This is a genomic window from Rhodococcus sp. (in: high G+C Gram-positive bacteria) (genome assembly GCF_049591685.1).
In the GTDB taxonomy this organism is placed as follows: Bacteria; Actinomycetota; Actinomycetes; order Mycobacteriales; family Mycobacteriaceae; genus Rhodococcoides.
In genome coordinates this window covers 1-18,209 of the sequence record NZ_JBAWFH010000266.1, presented here as the reverse complement: position 1 = coordinate 18,209, position 18,209 = coordinate 1, and the positions used below count along the sequence as shown (strand labels likewise).

At 65.0% G+C, this 18,209-nt stretch carries 15 protein-coding genes; 5 read left to right on the top strand and 10 right to left on the bottom strand.

Translation table 11 applies throughout. The features are described from left to right. Positions 1 to 23: 23 nt before the first annotated feature. From WBQ44_RS11315 to WBQ44_RS11285, 7 genes are all read right to left on the bottom strand, one after another. Positions 24 to 884: an ABC transporter substrate-binding protein gene (locus WBQ44_RS11315; RefSeq protein ID WP_495566784.1), complete on the bottom strand. Its 861-nt coding sequence runs from the start codon at positions 882 to 884 to the stop codon at positions 24 to 26. Positions 885 to 1,073: 189 nt separating this feature from the next. Next, a complete protein-coding gene (locus WBQ44_RS11310; RefSeq protein WP_495566783.1) occupies positions 1,074 to 1,703 on the bottom strand; it encodes a TetR/AcrR family transcriptional regulator in 630 nt (209 codons plus the stop codon). Between the two features lie 9 nt (positions 1,704 to 1,712). Further along, complete coding sequence (locus WBQ44_RS11305; protein ID WP_495566782.1) at positions 1,713 to 3,500, bottom strand: ABC transporter ATP-binding protein; 1,788 nt, start codon at positions 3,498 to 3,500, stop codon at positions 1,713 to 1,715. Continuing rightward, positions 3,497 to 5,356, bottom strand: coding sequence for an ABC transporter ATP-binding protein (locus WBQ44_RS11300; protein WP_495566781.1), 1,860 nt, complete (start codon positions 5,354 to 5,356; stop codon positions 3,497 to 3,499). The genes WBQ44_RS11305 and WBQ44_RS11300 overlap by 4 nt, the downstream gene beginning before the upstream one ends. 152 nt (positions 5,357 to 5,508) lie before the next feature. Further along, entirely contained in the window at positions 5,509 to 5,922 is a 414-nt protein-coding gene (locus WBQ44_RS11295; protein ID WP_495566780.1) for a TIGR03668 family PPOX class F420-dependent oxidoreductase, read from the bottom strand. Positions 5,923 to 5,959: 37 nt separating this feature from the next. After that, entirely contained in the window at positions 5,960 to 7,789 is a 1,830-nt protein-coding gene (locus WBQ44_RS11290) for a putative bifunctional diguanylate cyclase/phosphodiesterase (RefSeq protein WP_495566779.1), read from the bottom strand. Between the two features lie 59 nt (positions 7,790 to 7,848). Beyond that, positions 7,849 to 8,958, bottom strand: coding sequence for a LacI family DNA-binding transcriptional regulator (locus WBQ44_RS11285; RefSeq protein ID WP_495566778.1), 1,110 nt, complete (start codon positions 8,956 to 8,958; stop codon positions 7,849 to 7,851). A gap of 46 nt (positions 8,959 to 9,004) precedes the next feature. On the opposite strand from WBQ44_RS11285, the gene WBQ44_RS11280 reads away from it, so the two are divergent. Next, a complete protein-coding gene (locus WBQ44_RS11280; RefSeq protein WP_495566777.1) occupies positions 9,005 to 10,231 on the top strand; it encodes an MFS transporter in 1,227 nt (408 codons plus the stop codon). A gap of 41 nt (positions 10,232 to 10,272) precedes the next feature. On the opposite strand, the gene WBQ44_RS11275 is transcribed toward WBQ44_RS11280, so the two are convergent. Beyond that, the gene (locus tag WBQ44_RS11275; RefSeq protein ID WP_495566776.1) at positions 10,273 to 12,210 is read right to left on the bottom strand and encodes a chorismate-binding protein; all 1,938 of its coding nucleotides are present in this window, start codon (positions 12,208 to 12,210) and stop codon (positions 10,273 to 10,275) included. A 375-nt stretch (positions 12,211 to 12,585) separates the two neighbouring features. On the opposite strand from WBQ44_RS11275, the gene WBQ44_RS11270 reads away from it, so the two are divergent. From WBQ44_RS11270 to WBQ44_RS11260, 3 genes are read left to right on the top strand one after another with little or no spacing between them, the layout of a single operon-like run. Next, positions 12,586 to 13,671: an ABC transporter substrate-binding protein gene (locus WBQ44_RS11270; RefSeq protein ID WP_495566775.1), complete on the top strand. Its 1,086-nt coding sequence runs from the start codon at positions 12,586 to 12,588 to the stop codon at positions 13,669 to 13,671. Next, positions 13,668 to 14,717 carry a FecCD family ABC transporter permease gene (locus tag WBQ44_RS11265; protein ID WP_495566774.1) on the top strand — a complete coding sequence of 350 codons (1,050 nt, stop codon included), beginning with the start codon at positions 13,668 to 13,670 and terminating at the stop codon, positions 14,715 to 14,717. Before WBQ44_RS11270 ends, WBQ44_RS11265 begins: the two co-directional genes overlap by 4 nt. Continuing rightward, a complete protein-coding gene (locus tag WBQ44_RS11260; protein ID WP_495566773.1) occupies positions 14,714 to 15,532 on the top strand; it encodes an ABC transporter ATP-binding protein in 819 nt (272 codons plus the stop codon). The genes WBQ44_RS11265 and WBQ44_RS11260 overlap by 4 nt, the downstream gene beginning before the upstream one ends. Positions 15,533 to 15,554: 22 nt before the next feature. Here the strand turns inward: WBQ44_RS11260 and WBQ44_RS11255 are convergent, their stop codons facing one another. Then, positions 15,555 to 15,899, bottom strand: a complete 345-nt coding sequence (locus tag WBQ44_RS11255; RefSeq protein WP_495566772.1) for a PLD nuclease N-terminal domain-containing protein — start codon at positions 15,897 to 15,899, stop codon at positions 15,555 to 15,557. A gap of 125 nt (positions 15,900 to 16,024) precedes the next feature. On the opposite strand from WBQ44_RS11255, the gene WBQ44_RS11250 reads away from it, so the two are divergent. Continuing rightward, on the top strand, positions 16,025 to 16,717 hold the full coding sequence (locus tag WBQ44_RS11250) for a class I SAM-dependent methyltransferase (protein ID WP_495566771.1): 693 nt from the start codon (positions 16,025 to 16,027) through the stop codon (positions 16,715 to 16,717). Here the strand turns inward: WBQ44_RS11250 and lat are convergent. Then, positions 16,705 to 18,090 carry an L-lysine 6-transaminase gene (lat, locus tag WBQ44_RS11245; RefSeq protein ID WP_495566770.1) on the bottom strand — a complete coding sequence of 462 codons (1,386 nt, stop codon included), beginning with the start codon at positions 18,088 to 18,090 and terminating at the stop codon, positions 16,705 to 16,707. The two genes, WBQ44_RS11250 and lat, sit on opposite strands and share 13 nt — an antisense overlap. Between the last annotated feature and the right edge of the window lie 119 nt (positions 18,091 to 18,209).

The following is an 18,209-nucleotide window of genomic DNA, read 5'->3' as shown; positions in this document are numbered from 1 at the left end:
GGGCCGAATACGGTTCGAACGACTCAGCCCACTTCCGAAACGAAGCTGTCGTAGCGCTGCTGCGCCGTTTCCTCGGTTCCTATGCGGTCCGTGTTATCGGCCACGATCGCTTCCAGGTCCTTCAACATCCAGTACGTTGCGAAGGGATGCGCCGCGGTCCACATGTCGCCGTTGACGTCGGCGGCATGATCACCGAGGACCTCGTCGAAGCCACTGGTGCCCCTCACCGTGTTTGCCGAGTACACGCCTTCGTCCAATACCGCGACGACATCCGCGTCTTGGCTGGCCATCAACTCGGGCGACAGTGCTGTCCATGGGCCGGACGCAGCTTCGGCGGAATCGACCTTCTGTAACTCGGGTGCATCGAGCCCAACCGATTTCGCGAGCACAGACGACGGTGCCGACGCGGTTGCGATCGCAAGAATGTCCGACGCGTACATCAGTACCGACAGCGACATCGACCTCTCGCCGACCATCTTCCGCACAGCTTCGGTCTTTTCGTTCAATGTGGCCTCGAGGCTTTCGGCCTCTTCGTGTCGGTCGAACATGTCGGCGACGAAGGCCAGCGATTCCTGCCACGGTGCGAGATAAGGCATCGGGACCGTGGGCACTGTGCCGGAGATGGCCCGATACAAGGTGTCGTCTCCGTAATTGCTGCCGACTACCAGGTCGGGTCCGACAGTCAAGACGTCCTCTGTCGGCGGGGAACCGACCGGCGGCACGTCGATGACTTCTGCACCGGCTCTCGTCAGGAGGGCATCGCCGATGGGTGAGCCGAAACCGGTGAACACGACGTCCGGCACCACCCCGACCGCCAACAGTGCCATTGCGGCCGTCTCGTCGGTAGCGACGATGCGCTGTGGATCGACCGGTACTTCGGACATCCCGTAATCGTGTGTGACGGTGCGAGTTTCGGGCAGACTTGCGTTGCCATTCTCGACCTTGCTTGCACAACCACCGATCATTGTGACCGCCGCCAGGACTGCTGCTATCCATCGTGCGCTGTTCGTGGCGTACTTTCCCCGAGTCTTCATGACAACCATTTTCACATAAGGAACCGCAGTGTGGAGGGCTCAGATTCCCGGCCAACGGTGGTGCAGGCCGGAGACGATGAAGTCGATCTTGGTGTCGAGCACCTCCCTGCTCAGCCATGCTTCTGTCGGCTCGACGAGTGAATCCTCGCTGATAGCTTTTCTCACCAGTGCCAAGCCGGTGTTTCCGTTGTCGTCGGCAGTTCGCCATGCCGACACTCCGAGATGACTCGCGAAGACGGTGTCGCCGATGAAGTCGAGCGCGAACATCGCCTGCCTGGAGGTCTTGTCGTGAACCGCCAAGCAGCGGGCGTACTCGCTGAGTACGTGTTCGATTCGGGTGAAGGCGGGCGCGTAGGAGTAGACGACGCGACTGAGACCGGGAAACTCCTCGCACATCCGCCAACATTCATCGGCCCAGAGCCACAACACTGCCTGCCAGTCGTCACCCTCGGAAGGCAGCCGGATTCCCGCGGCGATGTGGTCGAGACAGGCGACGACGATCTCCTCGCGTGAGCTGAACAGGCGGTAGATCGCCGCGGTGACGACGCCGACGCGCGTGGCCACCCCGGACATCGTGAAGCCGTCGATTCCCTCGTCCAGGGCAGCCGATACGACATCGCGTGCCGCGAACGCCGGCTTGCGCCCCGCTTTTCTCCCTACGCCGCTCATCCCCACACGCTAGTTCGTCAATTGCCACCCCTGCGCACTCTCGAGGCGGTGCCAGAATTGGGCATAGGTACCGCCGCCGGCCAATAGCTCGTCGTGTGTCCCCTGCGCCTCTATCCCGCAGTTCGCATCGAGGGCGACGATCATGTCTGCGCCCTCGATCGTCGACAGGCGGTGGGCGACGATGACGACCGTCGCCTGCGCGCGCAGCCGCTCCACAGCAGAAACGATGTTAGCTTCGTTCTCGACGTCAAGGGCAGAGGTTGCCTCGTCGAGCAGAACGATGGGCGCTTTCTTCAACAGCGCGCGCGCAATCGCCACTCGTTGACGCTCGCCCCCGGAGAGGCCGCGGCCGCCTTCGCCGACCTGGGTCTTCCACCCATCGGGTAGACGTTCTGCGATTTCGGTGACGCCTGCGATGTCGGCTGCCTCGCGAACTTCTTTCTCAATCGCGCCGCTTCTACCAACCGCGACGTTGGCCTCGAGCGTGTCGTCGAAGAGGTACACGTCCTGAAACACCATGGACAGCTGTGCCATCAACTGTTCGGTCGTCTGCTCGGTGACCGGTAGCCCTCCGACGAGAACACTTCCCTCGTCGACGTCGTAAAAGCGACCGATGAGGCGTGCGACGGTCGTCTTGCCACTGCCCGACGGCCCGACCAGCGCGACCATCGTTCCGGCAGGAACCGACAGTGACACGTTCTGCAACACCGGCGTCTCGGCGGACGGGTAGGAGAAAGTGACTCCTTTCAGTTCCACGGTGCCGGGCGCGGGGAGCTCCCGTGGCGCATCCGGCTCGGGCAGAGCCTCGGCGGTGAGTACCTCGTCGAGATTGTCGAGCAGCGGACGCCGAGATTCCAGTCCCATCGCACTTTCGGTGATGGCCGACAGTAGGGAACTGAAACGAAGTGCCAGGCCGATGAACGCCAGGGCCGGGATCGGCTCCAAAGATCCGTCGACGGCGAGTGTTCCGGTGACGGTGATCAAGGCAACGACGACTCCCTGGGTCACCATGCCACTGAGCAGCAGGCCGATCGTCTCGAGCCGTAGCCCTCTTTTTTTGGCCCGGTATGCGTCGTCGAGAGCCCGGTGCAGGGGCGGGTAGTCGTCGCTACGGTCGCAGGAGCGGATGGCGCCCTGGCACTGCGCGTATTCGACCACACGGTTCGCGAGACTCGCTTCTTTCGGTTCGTGAATTGCCCTGCCTTGACGCATCATCGACGTCGATACCAAGGTGATGCACACGAACACCGGCACCGCGATGGTGAGAACCAGCCCCAGCCAGGGATTCCAGATCCAGGCCGCGACGATGATGATTCCCGCTGCGACAGTGCGTGAGACGAGCGGTTTGAACATGTGCGCGAAAATCTCACCTGCGGTCATCAGCTCTGCCGACACCATTCGTGACAGCGCGCCCGCCAGTGGGCGGGCGAACCAGCCCAGCGGCTGCTTGGCAACCTGATCGCCCACCAACCGGTGGATGCTCAGCAGAAAGTCGAGCGCGACCGCATAGTTGGCCCGATCGGCCCAATAGTTCAGCGCGAAGCCGAGAACCGAGAGACCAGCGAGTATCCACAGCCATCCAGCAAGACCCAATCCCCACACCGGCGCGCCCTGCGCCAGCGCACCGATCGTGGGCAGCAGAGCGGCGAGCGCGAAACCTTCCACCGAACCCACGGCGACACTGGCGATGATTGCCGGTCTCAGCTTCTTCGGGTCCGACACCATCCGCCCCATCCTGGGCACGATGTCGACAAGGGGCAGGGTAACGCGAGGCGGGGTTACACGGGGCGGGGTCATGATTCGACTCCTGTCGGTCGCAGGGGAGCGGCTGAGGTATCGGCAGCAAGCCGCGCCGGCGCGCCGGTCTTCTGCCACAGACGTTGATACGCAGCGACATCTCGCAGCTCCTCGTGGGTACCGATAGCGGTCACTCGGCCGGAGTCGATGACGATGATCTGATCGACCCCCTTGATGACCTCGGGCCGGTGCGCAATCACCAGCACTGTCTTGCCGCGTACGAGACGGGACAGCGCCTGTTGAATTCGATGCTCGGATTCGGGATCGGTCATTGCCGTGGCCTCGTCGAGGACGAGAATAGGTGCATCGATCAACAGCGCTCGGGCAATTGCGACGCGCTGAGCCTGACCACCCGACAACCCGGAGTCAGCGCCGTAGACGGTATCGAACCCTGCAGGTAGAGCATCGATTTCGTCGAGAACCTCCGCGGCCGCCGCGGCATTCCGGACGTCGGTCTCGCTCGCGCCTGGCCGTCCCAGCGTGATGTTGTCCCGAAGACTGATGCCGAGCAGCTGCGGGTCCTGGAGAACGAAACCGACGTGCGAGTACAAATCGGGCATCTCGGCAATCGAGACGCCGCCGATGCGGATGGTCCCCGAACGCGGGTCGTCGAACCGAGCGAGCAACGTGGCGATGGTTGACTTGCCCGAGCCCGACGGCCCGATGAGAGCTGTCACGGTCCCCTGCGGGAGCGTGAAGTCGATGTCGTCGACCGCGAGGGCGGCATTCGGCCCGGCCGCATACGAGTAACAGACGTGGTCGAAAGTTACGTCGTGTGAATGTATTTCGGTAGTGCGCGTCGCTGTCGGCAGTATCGGAGTGTTCACAAGGTCGACGAGTCGCAGCGCTGAAGCGCCGGCCATCTGCGACGCCCACATCGAACTCATCAACGTTTCGATCGCATACGGAACAAGTAGCGCAATGAGGGACGTGGCCAACACGTCCGCGGTACCGACGACGCCACGATGAACGAGCACCGCTCCGCCGCCGACGTTGACGAGCAGCAGCAACGGCACGGCGAGAATCGATGTCCCCAGGGACGAGACACGAATCAGCGGTGTGACCCATGCCAGGTAGAACTCGTAGAACTCGGTGGCGGATCGTTGATAGGCGCCGTGAGCGCGGCCGACCCGCCCGAATGCCTTGACCACCGAGATACCGGTCACGAACTCGACCATGCGAGCCGAAACGGTAGACAGTCGCTTGTCCATTTCGACGGTTTTCTCGCCCATTCCGCGCATCGACATGCTTACGGCCACGGCGTACAGCGGAATGGTCGCAATCGACAACAAGCCGAGTCGCCAATCGATCACGAAGGCGTAGACCATCAACGCGACCGGCATCACGACAGCGTTGGTGCCGTCCACGGGTTGATGCGCGATGAGATGGTGAATCGTTCCGATGTCGTCCTGCAACGCTTTTCGGACACGCCCGGAATTCGTAGATGTGAACCAGGCCAGCGGCACGCGTGCGAAGCGCTTCACCAACCGTAGTTGAATCGAGTGTCCGAGGTCGATGTCTGCGAAGTGGGTGACGACCAACGCCACGAGATAGCACAGCAGGCGTAACCCGAAGGTTGCCAGGAGAATGGTGATCCAGCGATCGACGTCGTCCCCGTCGACCGCGGTGCCCGCGCTGAACGCGTCCAACAACACGACGCCGATATTGACCAGCGCGATGTAGGGAACCACCGCCAGTCCGCCGCTGAGCGCGGCGAGCGTCCGGCCGAGAAGAATCCGGCCGGACACGGGCCGCATCAGGTCCTTCAACGCGCGAGCGCCGGCCTTCTGATCATCTCTGTGATCGACGGCCCTGTCTGATTCCAGTGCGGGGTCGGCGAGCGATGTCGTCGTCATGGGTTCCTTCGGATCGGCGATTCACCACAGGTTAGGCTTGCCCAAGTGATTTGTGAACGACGATCACTTTAAGGATCAGCAAGTCTCCGCGCAAGGGCTTGGTTCGACGCGATGAGGCTGTTCGCACCCAGAACGCGGGAGGGTGCAGTGCGTTACGACGCGCGCCAGGACCGCCAACTGAGCTTGCCGATCACGATGACGGGTCCCTGCGGCGCGGCTGCGGAGTACTGCTCGTATTTCGCGACGAGGGCGTCGATGGCAGCGGCGCCGTCGTCGCTGTCGGCATCGATCACCCGAGCCGAACCGTCGGCGCGGACCCACCAGAGGTCGTCCCAGTTCTCGTCGTAATTGTCGACGATGAGGCTGACGGCCGGGTCGGCGCGAATGTTTTCGAGCCGCTTCAATTGGCGAGTGCTTTTCGGTTTCCAGTCGATTGCGCTCACGAGAGTGTCTTTCACCGCGGCGAAGACGATGGGTACCAGATGCGGTGTGCCATCCGGGTTTACGGTGGACAGCAGGGCTCGACGAGCGCCGACGAAGCGCGCCTTCTCGTCGTCGATCTTCATGCGTTCCGAGCTTCCACAGGTGCCTTCGTTTCTCGCGTCATGCGGTTGCGCTGTGTGCGCCGTTCTGTAGAAGTACAGCTTCGAACTCGGCCGCGGTCATCGGCCGGCCCAACAGGTGACCCTGCCCGAAGGTGACGCCCATGTCGACACACGATGCGAGTTGCTCGCGGGTTTCGATGCCTTCGACGACGGTGTCCTTGCCGAGGTCGTGGGCAACTTCGACGACTGCTGCGCAGAGTGCGGTCATCGCGCGGCGGCGTTGGAGGTCGCGGCTGTCGAGGTGCTGGGTGAGCGACTTGTCGATCTTGAGGATGTCCACGGGCAGCGTGGCGAGGCGCTCGAGCGAGGAGAACCCGGAACCGAAATCGTCGATGGCGACCAGCGATCCGCGGCGTCGTACGTCCATCAGCTCGTAGTAGACGGCGTCGATATCGTGCAGGGATTTCGATTCGGCCAGTTCGAGGACGAGCCGGCCGGGTTCGATGCCGAGGGAGTCGACGATGGCATTGACGTCGGCGGCGAGGGTGCCCGCGGCGAAGTGCAGCGGGCTGACGTTGACGCCTACCTGCACGTGCAGTCCGAGTCGCTGCCAGGCGGCGAGGGTGCCTCCGACCTCGGTGAGGACCCAGTTGCTGAGCGGGACGATGAGGTCTGCGTCCTCGGCCAGGGCGATGAAGCTGTCCGGCATGAGCAGACCCAGTTCGGGGTGTTGCCAACGGATGAGCGCCTCGGCGCCGATGGTGGCACCCGTCGCCAGTTCGACGATGGGCTGATACACCATGCGCAATTCATCGCCCGCCATGGCGACGCCGCGTAGGCGTTCGACGAGTTCGAGTCGAACCCGGTTGTTGTCGCGAAGATCGTCCGAGTACACCTGGTGACTGTTGCGGCCGAGCGATTTTGCCGCGTGCATCGCGGTGGCGGCATCGTGAATCAGCTGCACGGCGTCAGCCGTGGTGGCGCTGCTAGTGGCCCTGTTGCCGGAAGTGCTGTCGGTAGTGCTGTCGGACGTGGCGACCCCGACGCTCGCCGTGATGGTGAGGTGCCGGTCGTTCAGCTCGAAGGACGGTTCGAGGATGCTGGAGAAGCCGGCGGCCAGCGCGCGGGCGGCGACGGCAGGGCAACCCCGGGCGATGACGACGAACTCGTCGCCGGTCAAGCGGCCGAGGGTGTCGGTGGGCCTGGTGGATGCAGCGAGTCGATCGGCAACGAGCCGCAGCAGAACGTCACCCTGCGTCGGACCGAGTGCGTCGTTGAATTCCTTGAACCCGTCGATGTCGACGAGCAGAACGCTGACCTCGTCGTCTCCGCTGCGGATGGCAAGCGCGCGGCCGAGCAGCGCTTCGATTTCCTCGCGGTTCGGTAACCCGGTGAGCGGGTCGACGCGGTCGGCCTCGACTGCGGTGACGTCGGTGTGCGAAACGTAGATGCCGCCGCCGTCGGACAGACGCGTAGCGCGGAGCTGGAACTTGCGGTGCGCGTAGTTGTATTCGTGAGCAAAGACCTTCTCGGCGCCGTCCATGATGGACTGCAACCCGGTGATCACGGAGGCGGCGGTGCGGCTGCCGTGCTCCGCCGCGACAGAGCACCGCTCGAGGTAGTTGCTGCCCGGTGCCCAGTGTTCGCCATGGGGTTGCTCGAGCCAAAAGGCGGCCCACACCTGATTGACCAGGGTGATGGTGCCGTCGAAGTCGAGAACTACGGTGCCGGCCGGGACGGCGTCGAGCATCGTCTGCGCGAGTTCGTCGGTGCGGTCGATCAAGTCGTCCACCAGAACGAGAGCGTCCGAGGCGGCCCCCAGCACAGCGTTTGGCGCGGTGAACGGATCTTCTGTGACAGGGCGGGACATCGACAGCTCTTGGCTCATGCTCCCCCCCCTGTGGCCGGTCGGCCTCGCAAACAATAACCCGAAAGTATGCTTTGGCGCTAGAAACGGGGAGCGAGACTTGTTTCGTCCGGCCGGCGTGTCGAGCCGCGGACGCTGAGCGACCACTGAGCCTCGGGCAACGTGTTCAGCGTGCCGAGCACCCACCGCGCGGCATCGCGACCCTGGTCGAACAGCGATTGTGCAACGGTGGTCAGGCCCGCGGCCTCGGCAGCAGCCGAATCGTCCCACCCAGTCACAGCCACCCTGCCCGGCCTGCCGAGCCCGCCCGTCACATCCAGAACGCTCGTCACATCCAGAACGTTCGTCACATCCAGAACGCTCGTCACATCCAGAACACCCAGGGCCAGGTCGTCGCTCGTACACAGGATGGTGTCGACGCGGTGCTCGTCGAGCAGCGTTCGTGCTGCTGTAGCGCCCTCGCCGCGATCGTTGACGGAGACGAAGGCCACCGGCACGGCAGACCACTCGAACCCGGCGTCGACGGCGGCTCGCCGGTAACCCGCCAGGCGCGCGCGGGTAACGGGGAAGGTTGCGGCGTCGGGGTCGGGTCCGTGGACGATCTCGGCGACTCGTCCGCGGTCGCGCGGGAAGCTGAGCACGGCCGGCGCAACGGCGCCGCGGAGGCCGACCGTCGCTATGGCATGTGCTGCCTCGGCGTCGTCGATGCCGATGAGTTGGGTGCCGGGGTGCTGCGGTCCGCCTTGGATGCAGATCGGTTTGCCGGTTCCGACGGCGATGTCGAGCACGGGGTCGTCGACGACGGTGGTCCACAGCACGAACCCGTCGACGTGGGCGTCGCGGATCCGGTCGAGGTCGACGCCCATGTGCGAGTTGGGCAGCAGGACGAGCCCGCTGTCGGTATCGAGGCACGCCTCGGCGATGCCGGAGAGGAAGGCGCGGGCCTGCGCGTTGTCGAAGGAGTACGTGAGCTTCTCGGTGAGGACGACGCCGATGTTGTTGGTCTTTCCGCTGCGTAGCGATCGTGCGGCGCGGTTGGGGCCGCTGTATCCGAGCTCGGTCGCGGCGGCGAGGATGCGTTCCTTCGTGGCCGCGGACACCCGCGTCGGCTGGTTGTAGGTGTACGAGACGCTCATCGTGGAGACGCCCGCGGCGGCTGCTACATCGGCCATGGTCGGGCGGGTGCTCATGTGCCTACACTAGCGTCGGCGGGGGCTTTGTGTAACGATACACACCGTGCCTGTCGTCGGAGTTTCCACCCTGAAGACGCTTCGCCTCGTCGTGCTCGCGGCAGCTGCGTTCGCCTACGTGACGGCGGAGACGTTGCCCGTCGGCCTGCTGCCGGAGATCTCCACCGACCTCGGCGTCAGCGAATCGAGCATCGGATTGCTCCTTACCTTCTATGCCTACGGCGTGGCGGTGATGACGCTGCCGCTCATCACGTTCGTACGGCGTTGGCCTCGGCGCACCGTCGTGGTGGTGACGGTGGCTGCTCTGGCGCTGTCTCAGCTGATCTCCGCATTGGCGGTCGGGTATCCGATGCTCGTTCTCGCGCGGATGATCTGCGCGGCGACGCACGGGGTCTTCTGGGCGGTTGTCGCGCCGGTCGCAGCCTCGCTCGCTGCACCGGGTAAGCAGGGAAAGGCCATCGCGACGGTCTATGCCGGTACCTCGCTCGCACTCGTTGCGGGCAACCCGTTGTCCGCCGCACTGGGCCAGTGGCTCGGGTGGCGAACGGCGGCCACCGCCATCGGGCTGGTCGCGGGCGCAATTGCTCTGACGCTCTGGTTCACGTTGCCGGCAATGAAGACCGAGACCACCGAGCGGACGGAGACCACCGGCACGTCGAAGGAGAAAACGCTCGATCGGCCGCTGCTGATGATCTGCGTCGCCACGTTCCTCGCGGTGCTCGGCCACTTCATCGCGTACACCTACTTCTCCCTGCTGGTCGACCGTGGGCTCGGTTCGATGGGCACGACGCTGACCCTGATGCTGCTGCTCTACGGGCTGTTCGGCGTCATCGGCATTTGGGCCGTCGGCAAGACCTTCGACCGCTGGCCACGCCGATCGACCATCGGTGCGCTGAGCGCGGTGACGGCTGCACTACTCGTTCTGTGGACCACCGTGCAGTCCGCGCCGGGTTCGCTCGCCTTGCTTGCAGTGTTCGCAATAGCGCTGTGGGGACTCGCGTTCACGACCGTGCCGGTCTGCCTGCAATCGTCCGTGCTGGGGACACCGCGGGCAGACCCGGACCGAGCGTCGGCCATCTACGTCGTCGCGTTCCAGATCGCCATCGCCACCGGTGCGCTGGTCGGCGGAGTGGTCATCGACCGCAGCAACATCGCCGTGGTCACCCTCGTCGCCGCCGGGCTCGTAGCTGCTGCGCTGCTGACGGTCGTCCTCTCCCGCAGCGCGTTCCCGTCACATCGTCGGAAGGAACGCGTAGCGGCAGTGGTTTCGTAGCGCGCAGGGGTTGCCTAGCGCGGTGTGCGCAGCGTCGGGATCTACTCGGCGACCCGAACCGGCTGCAGCAAACGATCCACGACGTCGCCCAGGATGTCGATGCCGTCGGCGGAGAGCACGGATTCCGGATGGAACTGCACGGACTCGAATCCCGGGCCTCGCAGGGCGTTGATCTCGTCGCCGTCCGCCGATATCTCGAGCCCGGACATCTCGAGATTCGGGACGGCCCCTGCCTTCGCGAAGAACGTGTTGTAGAAGCCCACGGTCCGCTGCTTGCCGAAGACGTCGGCGACCTTCTGCACTCCCTGGTTCGGACGAGGGAGCGCGGCGATCTCCAGGCCGAGCATGCGGGCCAGAACTTGGTGGCTCAGGCACACCGCTAGTAGCGGCCGACCCGTCGACAACCGTTGTTGCAGCGCTGCTTCGACCGCTGCGATGCGCGGGTCGACACCGTGTCCCTCCGACGTGCGCTGACGCGGATCACCCGGGCCGGGCCCGCACACCAGCAGGTCGGCGTCGGTGCCCGGGTAGTTCTCCCAGCGGACGACGGAGACATCCATGCCGAGATGCCGGAGTTGGTGAGCGAGCATGGCCGTCCACTGATCCTCGAAATCCACCACCACGGCAGACTTGCCGATCGCGTGCGGCAACACGACAAGCGGTTGCTCGTCGAGCCAGAACGACGCCAAATTCGCGTTACGACGAGTCAGCGCTTCTTCGACGCCTGGCTGCTCCGCCAGCCGAACCGCATCGGCTGCGCGCGGTCGCGGCGGTTCGACGCCGAGGGCGGCCAAAACGCCGCCGAGTTTCGATCGGGTCTCCGCAACCTCGTGAGCGGGGACAGAGTTGCGCACCAGCGTGGCGCCGGCCGAGATCTTCAACTCCCCGGTCGGCGATATCTCGCAGGTGCGGATCAGGATCGGTGCGTCGACGGTACTGACGCCTGCGGCACCCTCGAACAGCGCGAGAACGCCCGAGTAGTAGCCCCGGCCGGACGTTTCGTACCGCGCGATGACGCGAGCTGCGTTCTCGATCGGCGATCCGGTGACCGTCGGGGCGAACATCGTCTCGCGGAGGATGTCGCGCGGATCGAGGTCGGTGCGGCCCACCAGTTCGTACTCGGTGTGCGTGAGGTGGCCCATCTGCTTCAGGCGCGGACCGATCACGCGTCCACCCTCCGCGCAGACGCGGCTCATCATCTTCAACTCCTCGTCGACCACCATGAACAGTTCGGCGTTCTCCTTCGCGTCACCGAGGAATTCGAGCAGACCCGCGGTCGACGGGCCCTCGACGGGATGTCGGTAGGTGCCGCTGATGGGGTTCATGACCGCCGACGTGCCGTCGAAGCCGACGTGGCGCTCCGGCGTCGCACCGACGAGCGTGACCGATGGCGTGTGCACGAAAAAGGTCCAGTAGGCCCCCGATTCGCCGTCGAGCAGGCGGCGGAAGATTTCGAGGCCGCTGTTCAGATCGTCGGTCAGCTGCGCTCGAAAATCCCGTCGGATGACGAAGTTCGCGCCGGCGCCGGTGCCGATCTCGTCGGCGAGAACACGGGAAACGATGGACGAGTAGGCGTCGTCGTCCGGTTCGAAACGCCCACCGGTCATCTCGAGGGTCGGGGACCGATCGGCAGTGACCAGATCGGCAGTGATCAGAACGGCCAGTACGTCGTCGATGGTGACGCGGGCATGCTCGCGCACTCGCAGGCATTGGAGGGGCGCGTCGTCGTCGTGGCACACGAACCCGCGTTCCTGAATTTGGCGAAACGGGACCAGCGCAAGTACGTCGGGGCCGTCCCTGCTCGGATCGAGCGGGATATCACCGAGCGTGTCGACGGAGACGATGTCTCCGACGAGCACGTCGACGCCATCATCGAGGCGGCCGCCGGTCCCATCATCGAGGCCGCCGCGGCTCAGCAGGGCAAACGGCTCGGTACCTGCGACGACCTTGCGCAGCAGCTCTGTCGATAACTCGTGCATGAAAGAACCTCTCGGGAAGCGTGGGCTTTCTTCCGAGGTGGTTCGGGCATGAAAAATGGCCACCTCGAAAGGCGGCCACGGATGGATATACGCGAAGCGTGGGCGCCTAGAAGCGCCACCACCATGATCCTGCTGCGGGGTTGACCGTCGAACCTGCGTACATGTCGGGTCACTGTACACATCGGCGGCAGGATAGGGTCGGCCGAGGCCGTACCTGCGGCCGATGTGAGGTGCAAGGGAACCCGGTGAGATTCCGGGACTGACGCGCAACGGTGACCACGCTCGGCTGGGTGGAAGTCCGATCGCTTGCTCCTCGCGTGTACTCCCCTCCAGGCTCCGCGACACGAGCCCCTAGCAGGAAGTCGCCGTCACGTCATGACCTTTCGTTATCCCTCATCGCCTACCGCTGTAGCAACGGCTGTTCTGCTGACCGCCGGATTACTCGCCGGGTGTTCGTCGGCCAACAGTCCTTCTGGTGTCACCGATGCTTCTGATGTCACCGATGCAGGGCCTGCCGCCCGCGCGGGCGATTCGGGTTATCCCTTGACCCTCGACAATTGCGGACGAGATGTCGTCGTCGACGCGCCCCCGCAGCGCGCGGTGTCCCTCAATCAGGGCTCCACCGAGATCCTGCTGAGCCTCGGGTTGGCCGACCGGATGGTCGGAACCGCGACGTGGACGGACCCGGTTCGGCAAAATCTGGCGGCCGCCAACGACACGGTGCCGCGGCTCGCGGACAACAAGCCGTCGCTCGAGGTGGTTCTCGACGCCGAGCCCGATTTCGTGTCGGCTTCCTTCGGCGGGACGCTCGGACCCGGTGGCGTCGCCGAACGGTCGCAGTTCGAGCAACTCGGCGTTCCGAGCTACCTGTCTCCGACGGATTGCATCGGCAAGACCGACGAGAGCGTCAACGCCGACGGCGCCCGCACCGAGCCGCTGAAGATCGAGACCGTCTACCAGGAGGTCCGCGACCTTGCGGCGATCTTCGACGTCAGAGACCGCGGCGAGACATTCGTCGCCGAACTGCAGGACCGCTTCGAGGCCGCGTCGAACACGGTCGACGCGTCGGGCACGTCGCTGGCGTTCTGGTTCGCCGATACCGCGACGCCCTACATGGCGGGGTGCTGCGGCGCGTCCGGAATCATCGCGGGCTCCGTCGGTGCGAGCAACGTCTACTCCGACACGATCGACGAGTGGCCTCAGGTCGGCTGGGAGTCCGTCGCCGACCGCAATCCGACGGCGCTCGTGCTGGCCGATCTGAGCCGTCGAAGCCTGGCCGGTGACGCTCTCGACAGCAAGATCGAGTTCCTCGAAACCAACGCGGTGACGCGGCAGCTGCCGGCCGTCGTCGCCGAGCGGTACATCGTCGTGAACGGGGCGGACCTCAACCCGTCGATTCGCACCATCGACGGTGTCGAGAAAGTCGCTGCCGCGCTGCAGGGTTGGGGTTCGGAGAATTGACCGCCCGAACAGCAGTGGAGGTCGAACCGACTGGGCGCGCGTTCCTCTTGCCGCTGCTGCTCGTCGGATCCGTACTGCTGGTGTTGTCGATCGCGTCGGCGGTGACGATCGGCCCGGCGAACCTGTCGGTGCTCGACGTGTTCCGAGTGTTGGCCTCGCACATGGGTTTCGGTGATTCCGGAGTGAGTCGGATCCAGAACGGCATTGTGTGGGAACTGCGGCTGCCCCGGACGCTGCTGGCTGCGGTGTGCGGAGCGGGTCTTGCCCTGTGCGGCGCGATCATGCAGTCGCTGCTCCGCAACCCGTTGGCCGACCCGTTCGTTCTCGGCATCTCCTCCGGTGCCTCGACCGGTGCCGTTCTGGTGGCGGTGCTCGGTATCGGCGGCGGCGTGTACTCGTTGTCGACGGGCGCGTTCGTCGGAGCCGTGGTGTCGTTCGTCCTCGTGATGGCTCTGGCGACCGGCGCAGGCGGTGGCACGGACCGCGTCGTCCTTGCCGGAGTGGCTGGGACGCAGCTCTTCTCGGCTCTGACATCGTTCATCGTCATCTCCTCCGCCGATGCCGAGCAGACGCGAGGAATCCTGTTCTGGCTACTGGGTTCGCTGGCAGGCGCCGACTGGGCTGACGTGGTGATCTGCGGAATCGTCTGCGCGGTCGGCGTCGCGGTGTGTCTGCTGTACTCGTCGGCGCTCGACGCGTTCACCTTCGGCAACGACGCAGCGGCGTCACTCGGTGTGTCGGTCAAGTGGATTCGGATACTGCTGCTGGTGATCACCGCGCTGATCACGGCCACCCTCGTCAGCGCGGCAGGGGCCATCGGTTTCGTCGGACTCGTCCTGCCGCATGCCGCGCGGTTCCTCGTCGGAGCTCGGCATCGTCGGCTGCTGCCCACGACGGTTCTGGTCGGGGCGATCTTCATGGTCTGGGTCGACGCCGTCGCCCGCACCGTGTTCGAGCCGCAGGAAATTCCGGTCGGCGTGGTGACGGCGATGATAGGCGTCCCCGCCTTTGCAGTGATTCTGTTCAGGATGCGGAGGACCCGATGAGTGTGAGTGCGCCGAACAAGGCAACCGTGTTCGACGAGCAGACCATCCGGGCCTCGGGTGTTGGCTGGTCGCGGGGATCGCACGTGATTCTCGGCGGCGTCGACGTCGCGCCGGTGGTCGGCGAAACGGTGGGTCTCATCGGCCCGAACGGGTCGGGGAAATCGTCGCTGCTGCGGATCCTCGCGGGCATCGTGACCGCTGACGAGGGAACCGTGACGTTGGACGGGACGCCGATCGCGTCGATGCGGCGCAAACAGATCGCCCGGCGGGTGGCCATGGTGGACCAGCACTCGAACACCGAGGTCGATATTTCGGTGGTCGATGTTGTTCGGTTGGGGCGCATCCCGCATCAGGGCATGCTCGGCGGTGACTCGGCCGCGGACGATCGAGCGGTCGTCAAGGCACTTGCCGACACCGGCATGGAGTCGAGGTCGCACCGCATGTGGCACACCCTGTCCGGAGGGGAGCGGCAGCGCGTGCAGATCGCTCGCGCGCTGGCGCAGGAGCCGACCGAACTACTTCTCGACGAGCCGACCAATCACCTGGACATCGCGCATCAGCTCGACATTCTGGCGCTGGTGGCGGAGCTTCCGCTGACCAGTGTCGTCGCACTGCACGACCTGAACCTCGCCGCGATGTTCTGCGACCGCATCGTCGTGCTCCGCGATGGCGCGGTGGTTGCCGTCGGGACGCCGTCGGACGTGCTCACCGCGGAGCTCATCGAGGACGTCTACCGGGTACAGGCCGATGTGCAGTTCGACGAGACGGGTAGCTATCCGCGCATCACGTACCGGCGGAAGCGGACGACGCGCTGATCTGCGCCACCGCAGTAAGTGGCTAGTCGCCTTTCGCGCGAAGACGCTGTTCTTCGGCGCGGGCACGGCACTGACGTAGGAACTCCTCGTCGGCTTCGGGATCGGTGGCGACGGCTCGTCCGGGCTTCGCGTCGTACTCGGGGAACGCCGAGTTGCTGCGCTGCCCGGCATCGCTACCGCCCCAGATTCCGGTGCCTACGGGTCGGCCCGCGATGAGCCAGACCAGTGAACCCGCCAGCGGAATGAACACGACGAACAGCAGCCACACCATCTTGGGCAGGTGGCGAACGCCCGACTCGTCGGCGGTGACGACGTCGATGAGGCAGAACACCCACAGAATCATGATGAGCAAACCGAGATACGGCACGGCAGCGTCCCTTCCATGAAGACCGGACTTCCCGTAAAGACCAGTCGGTCTTCGGCGAGACGGACTCTACAAGAGACCGGGGCACCGCGATAGTCGACGAAATCGGCCCCTGTGTTCTTGCGCTCGTGTTTACCGCCGGCCGTAAGGAGGGAAGATATCTGCGGCCGGACATCTTCGCACCGTCGATCATCGGAGGACCAGTGGGATTGCAGCAGCTCGAGGCCATGGTGCACAAGACGGTCACGGCGGGGGAGCCGTTCGAGTACGGAGCAGACCAAGCCGAGCTCGACTACCTGGCGTCGCTCGCAGCACGTCCCGGCACCGAACTGGTCTGCGAGGTCGGCTTCAACGCCGGGTACTCCAGCTGGGCCTTTCTGTCGGCCTCACCGTCCACCGTGGTGTACTCGTTCGATCTGGCCGGCTACGCCTACAGCACGGCCGCGAAAGCGCACATCGACGAGCTCTTTCCCGCACGCCACCACCTGATTCAGGGCGACTCGCACGTCACGATCAAAGAGTTCGCCGTCAGCAACCCCGAGATGCGGTTCGATGTCATTTTCGTCGACGGGGACCACTCACTGGAGGGGGCGCGATCCGACCTCGCTGACCTCCGCGCGCTGGCCACTTCCGACACCGTTGTCATCATGGACGACATCACGCCCTGGCGGTGGTTCGGCGAAGGCCCCACCGCAGCGTGGCAGGAGGCCGTCGACTCCGGTCTAGTCGTCCACTCCTCTTATTTTCAGGACGGCCGGGTTGTGGACGCCGTCGAGCAGCCGGCCGACCGTGCGTGGGCGGAGGGCACCTACGCGTTCTGAGCCAGGCACCGCTCGATGGCGTCGACGCCGCGGTCAAGATCTGCTTCGCTGATCGTCAGGGCCGGCCTGAACCGCACGGCGCTCGCGCCGCACCCCAGCGCCAGAACGTGCTCGTCGACGCGAAGGTCATCGATCAGACGGTCACGTATCGCTGCTTCGGGCAGCGTGAACGCGCACATCAGGCCCCGTCCGCGTACGTCGGTGACGATGGCGTACCGGGTTGCCACGTCGCGCAGCCGGGCCAGGAGCCGATCGCCGAGAACTGCGGCCCGGTCGATGAGCTGCTCCGACTCGATCACCTCGAGGATCCGCCGCGAGCGGACCATGTCGGTGAGATTGCCGCCCCACGTCGAGTTGATCCGGGAAGACACCGAGAACACGTTGTCGGCGATGTCGTCGACGCGCCCCCCTGCCATCACGCCGCAGACGTGCACCTTCTTGCCGAATGCGAGCACATCGGGCACCACGCCGAGTTGCTGGAACGCCCACGCCGTGCCCGTCATCCCGGCTCCCGTCTGCACCTCGTCGACGACGAACAGTGCGTCGAACTCGTGGCTGAGGTCGCGCAACTGCTGCAGAAATTGTGGACGGAAGTGGTTGTCGCCGCCCTCGCCCTGAATGGGTTCGACTACCGCACAGGCGATGTCGTGTGGGTTGGTGTCGAATGCGAGCCGCGCGGCTGCCAGGGCGTCGGCCTCGAGTGCGTTCATGTCGGCGCCCGCCCGGATGTACGGCGACGGGATCCGCGGCCAATCGAACTTCGGGAAGCGGGCCACCTTGTTCGGATCGGTGTTCGTCAGCGACATCGTGTAGCCCGAGCGGCCGTGGAACGCATGCTCGAGGTGCATAACCTGCCTGCCGAGGGACGGGTCGATGCCGTGTTGCTCGTTCCATCGGCTCTTCCAGTCGAACGCGACCTTCAGTGCGTTCTCGACGGCCAGCGCACCTCCCTCCACGAAGAACAGGTGCGGCAGGCGAGCGTCGCCGAGAACCCGCGCGAACGTGTCGACGAAGCGGGCCATCTCGACGGTGTAGATATCGGAGTTGCTGGGTTTGTTGAGCGCCGCGCGAAGCAGCTCGGCTGTGAACGCCGGATCGTCCCGCAGCGCAGGGTGATTCATTCCCAAGGCATTGGATGCGAAGAACGTGAACAGATCGAGGTACTCGGTGCCGTCGCGGGCGTCGACGAGGGTGGAACCGCGCGAGGCGTCGAGGTCGAGCACCATCTCGAATCCGTCGGCGAGCATGTGCTGCCCGATGGTGGCTCGGGCATTGGCCGCGTCGATGGTCACGCCATGCTGGGCTTGCGCGTCGTGGTCGTGGTCGTCGCGGTTGTGCTTGCTGCGGCTGCGAGACTGCAATACCTGCGTCATGAGTGCAAAGGTACGCCACAATATTCCGTAAGCAAGCGCCAACAACAGGAAATATTACTGTCTTTGTGCCGTTCGGCTAGATTGATCGCAACGCCCGCCACTCGAAAGGTGCAAGAACA

Coding starts and splice junctions, on each gene's coding strand:
- WBQ44_RS11270 (WP_495566775.1), top strand. CDS start 12,586: ATGACCTTTCGTTATCCCTCATCGCCTACCGCTGTAGCAACGGCTGTT.
- WBQ44_RS11290 (WP_495566779.1), bottom strand. CDS start 7,789: ATGAGCCAAGAGCTGTCGATGTCCCGCCCTGTCACAGAAGATCCGTTC.
- WBQ44_RS11285 (WP_495566778.1), bottom strand. CDS start 8,958: ATGAGCACCCGCCCGACCATGGCCGATGTAGCAGCCGCCGCGGGCGTC.
- WBQ44_RS11310 (WP_495566783.1), bottom strand. CDS start 1,703: ATGAGCGGCGTAGGGAGAAAAGCGGGGCGCAAGCCGGCGTTCGCGGCA.
- WBQ44_RS11300 (WP_495566781.1), bottom strand. CDS start 5,356: ATGACGACGACATCGCTCGCCGACCCCGCACTGGAATCAGACAGGGCC.
- lat (WP_495566770.1), bottom strand. CDS start 18,090: ATGACGCAGGTATTGCAGTCTCGCAGCCGCAGCAAGCACAACCGCGAC.
- WBQ44_RS11260 (WP_495566773.1), top strand. CDS start 14,714: ATGAGTGTGAGTGCGCCGAACAAGGCAACCGTGTTCGACGAGCAGACC.
- WBQ44_RS11305 (WP_495566782.1), bottom strand. CDS start 3,500: ATGACCCCGCCCCGTGTAACCCCGCCTCGCGTTACCCTGCCCCTTGTC.
- WBQ44_RS11295 (WP_495566780.1), bottom strand. CDS start 5,922: ATGAAGATCGACGACGAGAAGGCGCGCTTCGTCGGCGCTCGTCGAGCC.
- WBQ44_RS11315 (WP_495566784.1), bottom strand. CDS start 884: ATGTCCGAAGTACCGGTCGATCCACAGCGCATCGTCGCTACCGACGAG.
- WBQ44_RS11275 (WP_495566776.1), bottom strand. CDS start 12,210: ATGCACGAGTTATCGACAGAGCTGCTGCGCAAGGTCGTCGCAGGTACC.